This window comes from Rhizobium sp. FG96, assembly GCF_057808655.1.
This window is the reverse complement of sequence record NZ_JBMDIL010000007.1, coordinates 185,882-199,204: the sequence shown is the minus strand read 5'-3', so window position 1 is coordinate 199,204 and position 13,323 is coordinate 185,882. Positions and strand designations below refer to the sequence as shown.

General features: G+C 61.9%; 13 protein-coding genes. 3 read left to right on the top strand and 10 right to left on the bottom strand.

Annotated features, from left to right (window positions below; genetic code table 11):
* Positions 1–223 precede the first annotated feature (223 nt).
* Positions 224–1,864, top strand: coding sequence for a beta-galactosidase BglA (bglA, locus tag ACODR6_RS16045; RefSeq protein ID WP_489022952.1), 1,641 nt, complete (start codon positions 224–226; stop codon positions 1,862–1,864).
* On the opposite strand, the gene ACODR6_RS16040 is transcribed toward bglA, so the two are convergent.
* The 4 genes from ACODR6_RS16040 to ACODR6_RS16025 all read right to left on the bottom strand — a co-directional run bounded on the left by ACODR6_RS16040 (position 1,865) and on the right by ACODR6_RS16025 (position 5,066).
* Positions 1,865–2,113, bottom strand: a complete 249-nt coding sequence (locus ACODR6_RS16040; protein ID WP_489022950.1) for a DUF2442 domain-containing protein — start codon at positions 2,111–2,113, stop codon at positions 1,865–1,867.
* On the bottom strand, positions 2,094–2,339 hold the full coding sequence (locus ACODR6_RS16035; RefSeq protein ID WP_489022949.1) for a DUF4160 domain-containing protein: 246 nt from the start codon (positions 2,337–2,339) through the stop codon (positions 2,094–2,096). Before ACODR6_RS16035 ends, ACODR6_RS16040 begins: the two co-directional genes overlap by 20 nt.
* Before the next feature lie 3 nt (positions 2,340–2,342).
* Positions 2,343–4,040, bottom strand: a complete 1,698-nt coding sequence (ade, locus tag ACODR6_RS16030; protein WP_489022947.1) for an adenine deaminase — start codon at positions 4,038–4,040, stop codon at positions 2,343–2,345.
* Between the two features lie 66 nt (positions 4,041–4,106).
* The gene (locus tag ACODR6_RS16025; RefSeq protein WP_489022945.1) at positions 4,107–5,066 is read right to left on the bottom strand and encodes a threonine ammonia-lyase; all 960 of its coding nucleotides are present in this window, start codon (positions 5,064–5,066) and stop codon (positions 4,107–4,109) included.
* A 98-nt stretch (positions 5,067–5,164) separates the two neighbouring features.
* On the opposite strand from ACODR6_RS16025, the gene ACODR6_RS16020 reads away from it, so the two are divergent.
* On the top strand, positions 5,165–5,626 hold the full coding sequence (locus tag ACODR6_RS16020; protein ID WP_130277778.1) for an Lrp/AsnC family transcriptional regulator: 462 nt from the start codon (positions 5,165–5,167) through the stop codon (positions 5,624–5,626).
* Between the two features lie 97 nt (positions 5,627–5,723).
* Here ACODR6_RS16020 and ACODR6_RS16015 read toward each other — a convergent pair whose 3' ends face one another.
* Complete coding sequence (locus tag ACODR6_RS16015) at positions 5,724–6,827, bottom strand: branched-chain amino acid ABC transporter substrate-binding protein (RefSeq protein ID WP_112719409.1); 1,104 nt, start codon at positions 6,825–6,827, stop codon at positions 5,724–5,726.
* A 520-nt stretch (positions 6,828–7,347) separates the two neighbouring features.
* On the opposite strand from ACODR6_RS16015, the gene ACODR6_RS16010 reads away from it, so the two are divergent.
* On the top strand, positions 7,348–8,298 hold the full coding sequence (locus ACODR6_RS16010) for an HD-GYP domain-containing protein (protein ID WP_199627239.1): 951 nt from the start codon (positions 7,348–7,350) through the stop codon (positions 8,296–8,298).
* Positions 8,299–8,365: 67 nt separating this feature from the next.
* Here the strand turns inward: ACODR6_RS16010 and aptA are convergent, their stop codons facing one another.
* The 5 genes from aptA to choW all read right to left on the bottom strand — a co-directional run bounded on the left by aptA (position 8,366) and on the right by choW (position 13,281).
* Entirely contained in the window at positions 8,366–9,691 is a 1,326-nt protein-coding gene (aptA, locus tag ACODR6_RS16005; protein ID WP_112719407.1) for an omega-aminotransferase AptA, read from the bottom strand.
* Positions 9,692–10,007: 316 nt separating this feature from the next.
* Entirely contained in the window at positions 10,008–10,325 is a 318-nt protein-coding gene (locus ACODR6_RS16000; protein ID WP_112719406.1) for an ArsR/SmtB family transcription factor, read from the bottom strand.
* Positions 10,326–10,430: 105 nt separating this feature from the next.
* Positions 10,431–11,186, bottom strand: coding sequence for a HugZ family pyridoxamine 5'-phosphate oxidase (locus tag ACODR6_RS15995; RefSeq protein ID WP_489022942.1), 756 nt, complete (start codon positions 11,184–11,186; stop codon positions 10,431–10,433).
* A 32-nt stretch (positions 11,187–11,218) separates the two neighbouring features.
* Positions 11,219–12,271, bottom strand: a complete 1,053-nt coding sequence (choV, locus tag ACODR6_RS15990) for a choline ABC transporter ATP-binding protein (protein WP_489022940.1) — start codon at positions 12,269–12,271, stop codon at positions 11,219–11,221.
* Positions 12,268–13,281 (bottom strand): choline ABC transporter permease subunit, encoded by a 1,014-nt coding sequence (gene choW / locus ACODR6_RS15985; RefSeq protein WP_489022938.1) that lies wholly within the window; start codon positions 13,279–13,281, stop codon positions 12,268–12,270. The genes choV and choW overlap by 4 nt, the downstream gene beginning before the upstream one ends.
* Between the last annotated feature and the right edge of the window lie 42 nt (positions 13,282–13,323).

The window sequence follows — 13,323 nt, the reverse complement described above, 5'->3', positions numbered from 1 at the left end:
TGTTCCCGGTTTTGACCTGTTACGTGCAGGTCAACGCGCACCTTATCGCAAAGGTTTGGCGTTGCAACCCCCCTTGCAGAGGGGTCGCTAAGGGTGTGGACAAGCCTATATGCGGCGCGAATTTGCCTTTCCGCGTCTACCCCAGAATAGGCTGTTAACGCAGTTGTTTTTTGTTTTCACGGCTTTAGTCTGTCTGCAATCGGACTATTCGGAGAAGGCATTCATGGCAGGCAAGACGGCGGACTGGTGGCGGGGCGCGGTAATCTATCAGGTCTATCCACGCTCTTTTCAGGATACGAATGGCGATGGTCTCGGTGACCTCAAGGGGATAACCCGCCGCCTGCCGCATATTGCCAGCCTCGGCGTCGACGCGATCTGGCTGTCGCCCTTCTTCAAGTCGCCGATGGCCGACATGGGCTACGACGTCTCAGATTATTGCGATGTCGATCCGATCTTCGGGACGCTCGAGGATTTCGACGAGATGATGAGGGCGGCGCATGCGCTGAGCCTGAAGATCATCATCGACCAGGTGATCTCGCATACATCCGACCAGCACCCCTGGTTCATCGAGAGCCGGGCGAGCCGGAACAATCCGAAATCCGACTGGTATGTCTGGGCCGATCCGAAGCGCGACGGCACGGCGCCGAACAACTGGCTGTCGATCTTCGGCGGACCGGGCTGGGAATGGGACGGCGTGCGCCGCCAGTACTACCAGCACAACTTCCTGACTTCGCAGCCCGACCTCAACTTCCATAACAAGGAGGTTCAGGACGCGGTGCTGAAGACGGTGAAATTCTGGCTCGACCGTGGCGTCGACGGCTTCCGCCTCGATACGGTCAACTATTACTTCTGCGACAAGCTGCTGCGCGACAACCCTGCGCACGAACCTGACGAGAGCGACGCCGGGCTCGATGCGCCCGACAGCAATCCCTACGGCATGCAGAATCACCTCTACGACAAGACGCAGCCGGAGAATATCGACTTCCTGAAGCGCTTCCGGGCGCTGCTCGACCAGTATGAGGACCGCACGACGGTCGGCGAAGTGGGCGATGGCGCCCGTTCGCTGAAGACGGTGGCGGCCTATGTCAGCGGCGGCGACAAGCTGCACATGTGCTACACGTTCGACCTGCTTGGGCCGGATTTTACCGCCACCCATATCCGCAATTGCGTCGATACCTTCCAGCGGATGGTGAAGGACGGCTGGGTCTGCTGGGCCTTCTCCAACCACGACGTCAACCGCCATGTCAGCCGCTTCGCCAAGACCGAGGCCGAGCGTCCCGTCATCGCCAAGCTGGCGATCTCCGTTCTGGCGGCGCTGCGCGGCTCGATCTGCCTCTACCAGGGCGAGGAACTCGGCCTTCCCGAGGCGGAACTCGCCTTCGAGGACCTGCGCGACCCCTACGGCATCCGCTTCTGGCCAGCCTTCAAGGGCCGCGACGGATGCCGCACGCCGATGCCCTGGGAAGCCGCCAAGGCGCATGCCGGCTTCACCTCGGCGGAGAAAAGCTGGCTGCCGGTGCCCTATGAGCAGGCGGCGCTATCGGTCGATGCGCAGCAGACGGACGGCAACTCGGTTCTGACGCACTACCGCCAGACGCTCGAATTCCGCAAACAGCATCCCGCCCTGATCGACGGCGATATGGACTTCATCGGCACCAACCAGGACCTCCTGGCCTTCACCCGCCAAAAGGGCGAGGAGAAACTGCTCTTCGTCTTTAACCTGACGCGCGAGACGGCGGAGTTCAAACTGCCGACGGGTGTGAAGGTCGCCGGTGCGGCCGCTGTGCCGGGGCTGAAGGGTGAGGTATCGGGTGGGGCGATCAGGCTTGCGCCGCTCACCGGCTATTGCGGAGCGCTTGGCTGATCAGGCGGCGGACGGGCGTTTGATCGTCTGGTCCCCGCGGCCGGCGATCAGCCCTTCGATCGAAATGTCCTCGTCGAGTTCATCCCAATGGAGGCCCATCGGGCTGATCTCGACCGCGGCGCGCTGTGCGGCAGTTGCCGAGAGCAGGCGCGGAAACCAGGCGAGCGGCACGCCGAGCGTGCGGCCGTCGTCGAGCGCGACCCACATGGTGCTTTCATCGAAGCTGACGTCAGTTGCTGAAATGCTCATGCCAGGCTCTCTCGATGGCTGGTTTATTCTTCGCCACTTCTCGAATGATATCAGCTAGCTCCCTAGGATTGAAGCCTTTGCTGTCGGCAATCCCGATTGCCGGCGAAAGCCATACTTTCGCTTCGCCATCCGGCCCGCGGACATGAATGTGGAGCTGCTCGCGTGGATTGCCTTCGTTTGAATAGAAGAAAAACTTCAAGCTTCCGGATCTGAAGACGACAGGCATCGCTCACCCAATCAACATGAAGCGATCGACATCCACCATGCCCTTATCCGAAATCTTCAGGTGCGGGATCACTGGGAGCGGCAGGAAGGCGACCTGGAGGAAGGGTTCTTCGAGAGTCGTTCCAAGGGCATAGGCCGCTTTTCTCAAGTGATGCAGCGTGTCACGGACGCTCTCATAGGGTTCGAGGCTCATCAGGCCGGCGACGGGGAGTGGGATTTCGCCGGTGACCTTACCGTCCTCGACGACGACGAAGCCGCCCTTGATTTCGCCGAGGCGGTTGGCCGCAAGCGCCATGTCGTCCTCGTTGACTCCGACGACGCAGATATTGTGGCTGTCATGGCCGACGGTGGAGGCGATCGCGCCTTTCTTCAGCCCGAAACCCTGGACGAAGCCGTTGGCGTGGTTGCCGTTCTTGCCATGGCGCTCGATGACGGCGACCTTGATGATGTCGTTTGCGAGATCGAGGTCGGTCTGGTTGCCCTTGACGGGAAGGCGGTAGCGGCGGTGCTCGGTGATGATCTTGCCGGGCATGACGCCGATGACGGGCGTTTCGCCCTCGGCAACCGGGACGCCGAAATGCATGGCCTGAACGGGACGGGCCTTGACGCTGTCGAGACCGACGGGGGCGACCGGCTTGCGGGTGGCAAACAGCGCGTCGGTGACGCGCCGGCCGGCGGCGAAGACCATGTCGGCCTTGCAGTTTTCGAGGCTGTCGACGACCGCGAGATCGGCGCGCCAGCCGGGCGCCACGAGGCCGCGGTCTCGCAGACCGAAGGCGCGGGCGGCGGAGATCGAGGCTGCGCGGTAGACGGCGAGGGGCTCGACGCCGTTGGCGATCGCCGTGCGGATCATGTAGTCGAGATGGCCCTGTTCGGCGATATCGAGCGGATTGCGGTCGTCGGTGCAGAGCGCCAGATAGGGCGAGAGACGCTCGGTAATGATTGGCAGCAGGGCGTGGAGATCCTTCGAAACCGAGCCTTCGCGCACCAGGATATGCATGCCCTTGCGGATCTTTTCGAGCGCTTCCGTGGCGGTGGTGCATTCATGCTCGGTGCGGATGCCGGCTGAGAGATAGCCGTTGAGATTGGTGCCGCTCAGCAGCGGCGCGTGGCCATCGATATGGCCGCCCTGGAACGCTTCGAGCTTGGCGAGGCAGACCGGGTCCTTGTGGATGACGCCTGGGAAATTCATGAATTCGGCAAGGCCGATGACCTTGGGGTGGTCGCGGAAGGGCAGGAGCTTCTCGATCGGCAGATCGGCGCCGGCGGTTTCCAGATGGGTCGCGGGCACGCAGGAGGAGAGCTGGACGCGGATGTCCATGATCGTCTCGAGCGCGGAATCCAGGAAGAAGCGGATGCCGTCCTCGCCGATCACATTGGCGATCTCGTGCGGATCGCAGATCACCGTCGTTACGCCATAGGGCAGGACGCAGCGGTCGAATTCATGCGGGGTGACGAGCGAGGATTCGATGTGCAGATGCGTGTCGATGAAGCCGGGGACGACGATCTTGCCGGAGATGTCGATCTCCTCGACGCCCTGATAATCGGCGCAGGTGCCGACGATCCGGTCACCGGAGATGGCGACGTCGGAGGAGACGAGTTCGCCGGTGACGAGATCGAAGAAGCGGCCGCCCTTCAAGACGATGTCCGCCGGGATGCGGCCGGTGCCCTGGTCGATCATCGTTTCGAGACGTTTGGTCATGGCGGCTTCCTCGTACTGAATCGGTTGCCTAGCCTAAACGTTCTCCGGCGCGACGGGGAGAGGCGTTCACGCGATGTCGGCCCTGACATTGGCGCCGCAGAGAATGGTGGCGACGGTGACGCCTTCCAGCGCCTTGCCATGCCGGATGAGGCCGGCGAGACCGGCGGCGCCGGCCTCCTCGACGACGAGGCCGTAGTGCAGGCGGCAGAAGCCACGTGCCGAGGTGATATCGGCTTCGCTGACCTCCCAGACATCGTCGACGGTTGCCTTCATGCAGTCGAGCGCATAGGGCACGCATTCGCGCACGGCGATGCCGTCGGCGGCGGTCGCTGCCGTCTCAGTCGAGACGGGACTGCCGGTTTCCCAGGAGCGTTTCATCGCCGGAGCATTCGAGGCGACGATGCCTATGACCTTGCAATCCGGCGCATGCGCCCTGATCCAGGTGCCGACGCCCGTCAGGAGCGCGCCGTTGCCGAGCGGCACCACGATGGCATCGAGGCGGACTGCGCTTCGGGCGAGCTGTTCGGTGATCTCCAGCGCGATGGTGCCGGCGCCCTCGGCGATGGTCCGCAACGCGCCGTCCTCGACGAAGGGGCAGTCATGCTCCTCAGCGTAACGGCGGGCGGCTGCCTTGGCGGCGTCGAAATCCGCTCCCTCCAGCCGCACTTCGGCGCCGAGCTTTCGCATCGCGTCGACCTTGCCGGGATTGGCGGTCGTGGCGGAGAAGATGACGACGCGGCGGCCCCGCGCCCGCCCGGCATAGGCGAGGCCCTGGCCGAAATTTCCGGCCGAGGCGGAGACGATCGGGGTGTCGCCCGGCGGCTCGTTGTGCAGCCACCAGCTGGTGCCGCGGCCCTTGAAGGAGCGGATCGGATTGAGCGTCTCGATCTTGGCGAAGAGCCGGAGGCCGAGGGCGGCGTTGGCGCTTTGCTGCTCGATCAGCGGACTGTTGAGGAAAACGGGATCGATCGCCTTGGATGCGGCGAGAATACCATCGGCGGAGGGGTTTTGCTGGCTGTTCGTCATGCGATAAGGATGCCAGTGAAAACTTGCGGATAATCCCGTATTCTCTTCACTAATCGGGAATATTTCCTGATTTTCGAGATTCTGCGGGAATTTCTATCATGGCGCTGACCAAGGCGGATCGCGAGATCCTCAAGCTGATGCAGCAGGATGCGACGATCACACTGGCGGCGCTGTCCGAGCGCGTCGGGCTTTCGCAATCCTCGACGCAGCGGCGGCTGCAGAAACTCCGGGATGACAAGGTGATCCTCCGCGACGTCTCCGTCGTCGATCCCAAAGCGATCGGCTCGGCGGTGTCGATGCTGGTGGAGGTGGAGCTGGAGCGCGACCGGCCGGAACTGCTGCAGCCGTTCATGCGCTGGATCGCCGAGACGCCGGAAGTGCAGGAGGCGTGGTGCACGTCGGGGCGGGGCGACTATACGCTGGTGATCCTGGCGCAGTCCGTAGAGCATTTCGATGTGCTGGCCGACCGGATGATGGAGCTCAACCGCAACATCCGCAAGTTCACGACGAGCGTCGTTCTCAAAACACTGAAGCGGACGCTTGCCGTGCATATCGACTAGGACCGGCTCAGCCAGAACCGAATGCCGATTGCTCCTGGCTGCAAACAGAAAGGGCGCCTTGCGGCGCCCAATCCTTCAGTCTCTTGCTTGCGAAAGCTTATTCGACCGGAACGGCCTTGCCGGCTTCCCACTTGTAGAGCTCGAAGCTCTTCGAGGAGAGGTCGCCGGTTTCGCCGTAGGTCAGCTTGCCGATGGCGGTCGGGATGGCTTCGCCGCCCTTGAGGGCGGTTGCGACGGCTTCCGCGTCTTCGGCGCTCTTGGCCTTTTCGATGCCGGCCTTGATGACTTCGACAGCGGCGTAGGCGTTCAGCGTGAAGGCTTCGGCCGGGATGTTCTTGGCGGCCAGCGCTGCGGCTGCTGCCTTGGAATCCGGGCTCTTCGTCGCGTCGGAGGCGTTGGTGAAGATCGTGCCTGCAGCGGCTTCCGTACCGATGTTCCAGAATTCGCTGTTCGACAGGCCGTCACCGCCGATGATCGTCGCCTTGACCGAGAGGTCGGCGAGCTGGCGGGCGAGCAGGCCGCCCTCCGGGTGGTAGCCGCCGAAATAGACGACGTCGACCTTTTCGGCCTTAAGGCGGGTGGTGAGCGCCGAGAAGTCCTTGTCGCCGGGGGTGACGGCGTCGTCGATGACTTCCTTGACGCCGCCGGCATTCAACGTTGCCTTGAAGTTGTCGGCGAGGCCCTTACCGTAGGCGCCCTTGTCGTTGATGATGGCGATACGCTTGTCCTTGAAATGCTTCAGGGCGTATTCGGCAGCAACGGCAGCCTGCTGGTCGTCACGGCCGCAGGTGCGCAAGACGTTGGTGAGGCCGCGCTTGGTGAGGTCCGGCGACGTTGCCGTCGGGGTGACCATCAGCACGCCGTTTTCTGCGAGCACGTCGGAAGCCGGGATGGCAACGCCCGAGGTAACCGGGCCGACGACGTACTTGATGCCTTCGCCGACCAACTGGTTGGCGGCGGAAACGCCCTGCTTCGGTTCGCCGGCGTCGTCAGCGGTCTTCAGGATGACCTTCTCGCCGAGGATGCCGCCGTTCTTGTTGATTTCGTCAACGGCGGTCTGCGCGCCGTTCTTCACCTGATCGCCGTAAGCGGCAACCGGGCCGGTCAGCGGGGCGATGAGGCCGATGGTGATATCGGCATGGGCAAGCGGTGCAAAAGCCAGCGATGCGAGCATCGCGCCAGTCAAAGTCTTCAGACTCATTTTTCGTTCTCCTTGGGTTGGGCTTTCGGCCCGCGTGACTGCCGCGACATCGAAACCGGTGCGTACAACAACCCTTTTGAGTTGCGCCAAGACGGCGGCTTCGGTGCGGTCAATGCGCCCGTCCGGTCATCTTTGACTTCAGCAGGCGCACGGCGATTTTCTAGGAATTCTCGCTTGATTTCGCAAGGAAATAACAAAACCACAGGCAAAATTGTTCTGGATTGCGCTGTGGGGACCGCCTTCGGCGCCATTTTCTTAAAAAATCACCGAATTTTTCTCATCGCTAGCCGGCATCTACCTTTGGCTATGTAGTCGCAACGGTTTAATCCGAGAGTTGCAAATAATGCTTGGACTATACAAAGAATAACTACTGAATCTTTGTGTCTGAGAATATTCGTAAAATAGAACCGATTAACATTTGCATGCTATGAAGGTTGTAGAGGGGTGGCCGATCGCGAGTGTGTCTCAAGAATAAACTCCGGCCGGCAAGTGTAACCGTGCGTTGGGAATAAGCGTCTGAATGCTAAAGCGCATTGAAGCGAACCAGGTCAGGCCTGGGATGTTTATCGAGGCTGTCGAAGGGAGCTGGAACGACCCGTTGCTCGGGCGCCACCGGTTTCTCGTCAGACGCGAATCCGATGCCCAGCGGTTGCGCGGCAGCGGCGCTGCCGGCGTGGTCATCAATACAGCCAAGGGTGTAGATACCAACGGCTTGCGCTCCAACGTGCCCGCCTATGCATCCGAGGACCCGCGCGCCGTCGAGGCGCAGACCAAGGCCGCCCGCGAAACCATCCAGAAATCCGCCGAGCAGCTGGAGGATGTGTTCAGCAGGGTGCAGGGCGGGGCGGGCGTCGCGCTCGACGATATCGCGCCTGTCATCTCCGGGCTTTCAACGTCGCTCGACGACAATCCGGCGATCTTCCTCAGCGTCACCCGGCTGAAGTCGAAGGACGAGACGACCTTCCTGCACTCGCTGTCCGTCAGCGCTCTGATGATCCATTTTGCCCGCTATCTCGATTTCGACGAGGAGACGGTGCGTGTTCTCGGCATCGGCGGGCTACTGCACGATGTCGGCAAGCTTGAGATTCCGCAGGAGATCCTTTCCAAGGAAGGCAAGCTCGACGACGAGGAGATGAAGCTGATCCGCAGCCATCCCGAGCTCGGCCACGCCATCCTGCAGCGGCAGGCGGGGATGCCAGAGATCGTCCTCGACGTCTGCCTGAACCACCATGAGCGGATCGACGGCCGCGGATATCCGAACATGCTGCCGGGATCGAAGCTCAGCATCTATGCGCGGCTGGCGGCGATCTGCGACGTCTATGACGCGATCACCTCGATCCGGCCTTACAAGCAGCCCTGGTCGCCTGCCGAGGCGCTGAAATGGATGCTCGGCCGCGAGGGCCATTTCGACACGAAGCTGCTGAAGCGCTTCGCGCTCTGCCTGTCGGTGTCCTCGGCGCCAAAAGCCTGAGACCGAGAAACGAAAAAGGCCCGCCGGAGATCAGCTCCGGCGGGCCTTTTCGTTTGTCTGGTGACGATCAGATGTTGTTCTGCAGGATTTCGCGCAGCTTGCCGAACAGCTCGTCGATATGGTGCTTCTCGATAATCAGCGGCGGCGACAGCGCGATGATATCGCCGGTGGTGCGGATCAGCAGGCCCTTCTCGTAAGCCTTCAGGAAGGCGGTGAAGGCGCGCTTGGTGGGCTCGCCGGCGATCGGGTCGAGCTCGATGGCGCCGATCAGGCCGGTGTTTCTGATGTCGATGACATTCGGGCAGTCCTTCAGCGAATGCAGCGCATCCGCCCAGTAGTCGGAAAGCTCGGCAGCGCGGGTCAGCAGGCCTTCTTCCTTGTAGGTATCGAGCGTCGCGAGTGCGGCGGCGGAGGCGATCGGGTTGCCCGAATAGGTGTAGCCGTGGAAGAACTCGATCATGTGCTCGGGGCCGTTCATGAAGGCATCATGAATTTCCGAGGTGACGAACACCGCGCCCATCGGGATGACGCCGTTGGTCAGGCCCTTGGCGGTGGTGATCATGTCAGGCTTGACGTCGTAATACTGGGCGGCGAACGGGGCACCGAGGCGGCCGAAGCCAGTGATGACTTCGTCGAAGATCAACAGGATGCCGTGCTTGGTGCAGATCTCGCGCAGCTTCTGCAGGTAGCCCTTCGGCGGGATGAGAACGCCGGTGGAGCCGGCGACCGGCTCGACGATGACGGCAGCGATCGTCGAGGCATCGTGCAGGGTGACGATGCGTTCCAGTTCGCTGGCGATATCGCCGCCATGCTCGGGCTCGCCACGTGTGAAGTTGTTCTTGCCGGGCTGATGGGTGTGCGGCATGTGGTCGACGCCGGTGAGCAGCGTGCCGAACATCTTGCGGTTGGAGACGATGCCGCCGACGGAGATGCCGCCGAAATTGACGCCGTGATAGCCGCGCTCGCGGCCGATCAGGCGGAAGCGCGAACCGTTGCCCTTCACGCGGTGATAGGCAAGCGCCACCTTGAGGGCGGTCTCGACCGATTCAGAACCCGAATTGGTGTAGAGAACGTGGTTCATGCCCTCAGGCGCGATATCGACCAGGCGGTTGGCCAGTTCGAAGGCCTTGGGGTGGCCGAGCTGGAAGGCGGGGGCGTAGTCGAGTTCGCCTGCCTGCTCGCGGATCGCTTCGGTGATCTTCGGGCGGCAGTGGCCGGCATTGACGCACCAGAGACCCGCGGTGCCATCGAGCACCTGGCGGCCGTCATGGGTGGTGTAATACATGTCCTTGGCGCCGACGAACATGCGCGGCTCCTTCTTGAACTGGCGGTTTGCCGTAAACGGCATCCAGAAGGCGCGAAGGTCGTTCGGGGTATTAAGGCGATTGGACATGCTGTTCTCCTGGCCGCGAGGCCCGTTCCCCGGGCTTGAGCCCGTATTTTTACCGTTCGGTCAAACTATCAGCGCGCATCGGGGCGTCAAGCCACCGAAAGCGTCTGCGACCAGAGTTTACCGCTCATTGCTACGCGCTTCGGCGGCCGAGGGAAATACCGCCAGGACGGTATCATCAGGAACGAAAAAACCGGCAGATTGGGAAATCTGCCGGTCAAAGGAGTAGGGTTGACGTGCTGAAATACTGCGCCCGGTCCATTCCGGATTTATTCCATCGGCGGACCGGTTTTTGGCCAACGTTATGTCGGCGTGATCGTCAAGCCGCGGAACGGCTCCGGTTCTGGACAGCGTAGATGTCTTCGAGCGTTGCGAGGATCTTCATGACCGGCTCGGAATTGCTCGAGTAATAGATGGTCTGCGCGTCGCGGCGGGTCTTTACCAGCTTCTGGGCACGAAGCTTGGAGAGATGCTGCGACAGGGCGGACTGGCTGAGGCCAACCTGTGTTGCGAGAACGCCGACAGGAACTTCGCCCTTTACGAGGCTCACGAGGATGAGCAGTCGCTTGGGGTTTGCCATTGCTGACAGAAGCGCGGCCGCCACATTAGCATGATCTGACAAGTCAGTAGTTTCCATTATTCCAATCTTCCTAATGCGAATTTTTCCGTATAGGCGCGGGGCGTTAGACGGGGTTTGGCGGACGCCCGAAAAGTAGCAATTGGGCATGAAGATTGTATATACCTAAATTTCGGGTATCGAGTATGCTATTTTAGATATGTGTGGAATAATTTCCCCGGGATTTGTGACAGGCTCTGCGAATTCACAACGTGACAAGTTATCGCCCGAAATCACGTCAAAACCAGCACTATCGACGCCACAAACCCTCAAAGTCCCGTCAATTGCCCCCTTGAAACGGGTTTCAAGTGCCCTAATCACCTCAGGGTGGTTGTCTACTAAATCTCGCACTATGGCATCGGCCTCTGCCGCTACCGCCTCGATGGCAGGGGAGAGAATCGTGAGGTCCGAGCCCTCCAGGATATAGGCCCGGCCGAAGCCTCCATTGAGGCTTGCAGACTGCGGTTGCAGCCGGAAAAACCGGAAGTCAGGGAAGTCGATATAGAGCTTGGCCTTCGCATGGCGGTTCAGGAATCGCGTCCTGATGCGCTCGTGAAGCGGGCTGCTTCGCTCCACCGGCTCGGCGAGGCATTGTGTTGTCAGGCGCGGGTAGGCGAGAGGATCGCCCTTGCCGGGCTCGCCCGTCAGCAGCGAGGCGCGCGGATCGCTTTCAAGCGCCTTGGTATGGGTGGAGAGCGCCGAGACGAGAATGACGGGCGTACCGTCGATATCAGTGCCGAGCAGCACGCGGCTGGCAAAGGGAAAGCCGGTCGCCGGATCGAGAACGGCGAGGCCGGCATAGCGGGCGGAGCGCAGAAGCGTACGGGCAAGCGTGCGAGCCTGCCCGTCGGTTTCCCGCAATACGGAAGCTTGATCTTTCATGTCCACTTTTCTGGCGGAAGCGGACGGAAGGATCAAGCCTGTTCTTTGCGCCGGTGGCGGGTGAGGCCGCTGACGATATCCTGCGCCGAAATCGTGCCGACGATCGTGCCGTTGTCGACGACGCCGATGCTGCCCGGCTGACGGGATAAGGCATCGAGGATATCGACGAGCGGCGTTGCGGGCTTGGCCGTCGCGGTGACGGTGGCACCCACGGCAGACTGGCCAAGACCCGGCTGCATGACGTCCTGCGCCGTCAGCATGTTGATCGGGTTCATGTTCTGCACGAAGTCCGCGACATACTGGTCGGCCGGGTTCTTGACGATCTCCTGCGGGGTGCCGCACTGGATGATGCGGCCGCCTTCCATGATGGCGATGCGATTGCCGATGCGGAAGGCCTCGTCGAGATCGTGGCTGACGAAGAGGATGGTCTTCTTCAGGCGGCGCTGGAACTCCAGCAGTTCGTCCTGCAGGCGGGTGCGGATCAGCGGATCGAGCGCGGAGAACGGCTCGTCCATCAGAAGGATCGGCGCGCCGGTGGCAAAGGCGCGGGCGAGGCCGACACGCTGCTGCATGCCGCCCGAGAGTTCGTTGACCTTGCGGTTGGCCCATTTCGTCAGGTTGACGAGTTCGAGCTGCTCATCGACGCGTTGCTTGCGCTCCGCATCCGGCATGCCGGCGAGTTCAAGGCCGAAGCCGACATTGTCGGCGACGGTGCGCCAGGGCAGCAGCGCGAACTGCTGGAACACCATCGAGACGGTGTGCATGCGCAGGTCGCGCAGCGCCTTGGCGCTGCATTTATAGGGATCGACAGGACCAGAGGCAGAAGAGACCGCCACGGAGCCGCGCACGACGGGCGCCAGTCCGTTGACGGCGCGCAGCAGGGTGGACTTGCCGGAGCCGGAAAGGCCCATCAGGACGAGGATTTCGCCTTCCTGGATCTCGAGCGAGGCATCGGCGACGCCGAGCACGAGGCCGGTGGCGGCGCCGATCTCGTCGCGGGTCTTGCCCTGATCGACCATCTGCAGCGCGGTTTCCGGCTTGTCGCCGAAGATGATGCTGACATTGTCGAAACGAACAGCGGTCATGCGCCGTCTCCTTCACCTGCTGTGCGGAACATGCGATCGAGGATGATCGCCAGGATGACGATGCAGAGACCGGCTTCGAAGCCCTTGGCAACGTTGACGGTGTTCAGCGCGCGCACGACCGGTACGCCGAGGCCATCGGCGCCGACGAGGGCGGCGATGACCACCATCGACAGCGACAGCATGATGGTCTGCGTGAGACCGGCCATGATCTGCGGCGTGGCGAAGGGAAGCTCCACCTTGCGCAGCACCTGCATCGGCGTCGCGCCGAAGGATTCGGCGGCTTCGACCAGCGAGGGCGGCGTGGAAATGATGCCGAGGCGGGTGAGGCGGATCGGCGCGGGAATGGCGAAGATCACCGTGGCGATCAGGCCCGGGACCATGCCGAGGCCGAAAAGGATGAGCGCCGGGATCAGGTAGACGAAGGTCGGGATCGTCTGCATCAGGTCGAGGATCGGCCTCATGATCGAATAGACCCATGGACGGCGGGCGCCGGCAATGCCGAGCGGAATGCCGACGATCATGCTGACGAAGGTGGAGGCGAGGACCAGGGCCAGCGTCTGCGTCGTTTCCTTCCAATAGTCCTGGTTCATGATCAGAAGCAGGCCGAGGAACGTGAACAGCGTGATGCCGACCGACCGGCGCAGCCACCAGGACAGGATCGTTATCAGGACCACCAGAATGACGCCGGTCGGCGTGTTGATGGCGGCCATGGCCTGATCGACAAGCGCAAAGAGCGGGTTTGCGTAGCCGAGCGTGATGATGATCAGGACGACCGCGAAGGCGCCTGCCGCAACGATCTTCGAACGGCTGAAATGGTGCGCGATTGCCGTGATGACCACCAGCAGCGCCAATGACGTCGGCTGCTGCAACAGGAAAAGCAGGCCGTCGATCACATTGGAGAGGATGAAGGAGAGCTGGTTGAAAAACCACTCGCCATTCGTGGTCAACCAGTCCACCCCGGTCTTAGCCCAGGGACCAATCGGAATTTTAAAGTCAGTGATCCAGTTCAAGGGCTCGCCTATCCAAAAAAGGTGCAGAAATCAGATACGAAA

Coding starts and splice junctions, on each gene's coding strand:
- ACODR6_RS16020 (WP_130277778.1), top strand. CDS start 5,165: ATGGCGCTGACCAAGGCGGATCGCGAGATCCTCAAGCTGATGCAGCAG.
- ACODR6_RS15995 (WP_489022942.1), bottom strand. CDS start 11,186: ATGAAAGATCAAGCTTCCGTATTGCGGGAAACCGACGGGCAGGCTCGC.
- ACODR6_RS16015 (WP_112719409.1), bottom strand. CDS start 6,827: ATGAGTCTGAAGACTTTGACTGGCGCGATGCTCGCATCGCTGGCTTTT.
- ACODR6_RS16040 (WP_489022950.1), bottom strand. CDS start 2,113: ATGAGCATTTCAGCAACTGACGTCAGCTTCGATGAAAGCACCATGTGG.
- bglA (WP_489022952.1), top strand. CDS start 224: ATGGCAGGCAAGACGGCGGACTGGTGGCGGGGCGCGGTAATCTATCAG.
- ACODR6_RS16035 (WP_489022949.1), bottom strand. CDS start 2,339: ATGCCTGTCGTCTTCAGATCCGGAAGCTTGAAGTTTTTCTTCTATTCA.
- ACODR6_RS16000 (WP_112719406.1), bottom strand. CDS start 10,325: ATGGAAACTACTGACTTGTCAGATCATGCTAATGTGGCGGCCGCGCTT.
- ade (WP_489022947.1), bottom strand. CDS start 4,040: ATGACCAAACGTCTCGAAACGATGATCGACCAGGGCACCGGCCGCATC.
- ACODR6_RS16025 (WP_489022945.1), bottom strand. CDS start 5,066: ATGACGAACAGCCAGCAAAACCCCTCCGCCGATGGTATTCTCGCCGCA.
- choV (WP_489022940.1), bottom strand. CDS start 12,271: ATGACCGCTGTTCGTTTCGACAATGTCAGCATCATCTTCGGCGACAAG.
- aptA (WP_112719407.1), bottom strand. CDS start 9,691: ATGTCCAATCGCCTTAATACCCCGAACGACCTTCGCGCCTTCTGGATG.
- ACODR6_RS16010 (WP_199627239.1), top strand. CDS start 7,348: ATGCTAAAGCGCATTGAAGCGAACCAGGTCAGGCCTGGGATGTTTATC.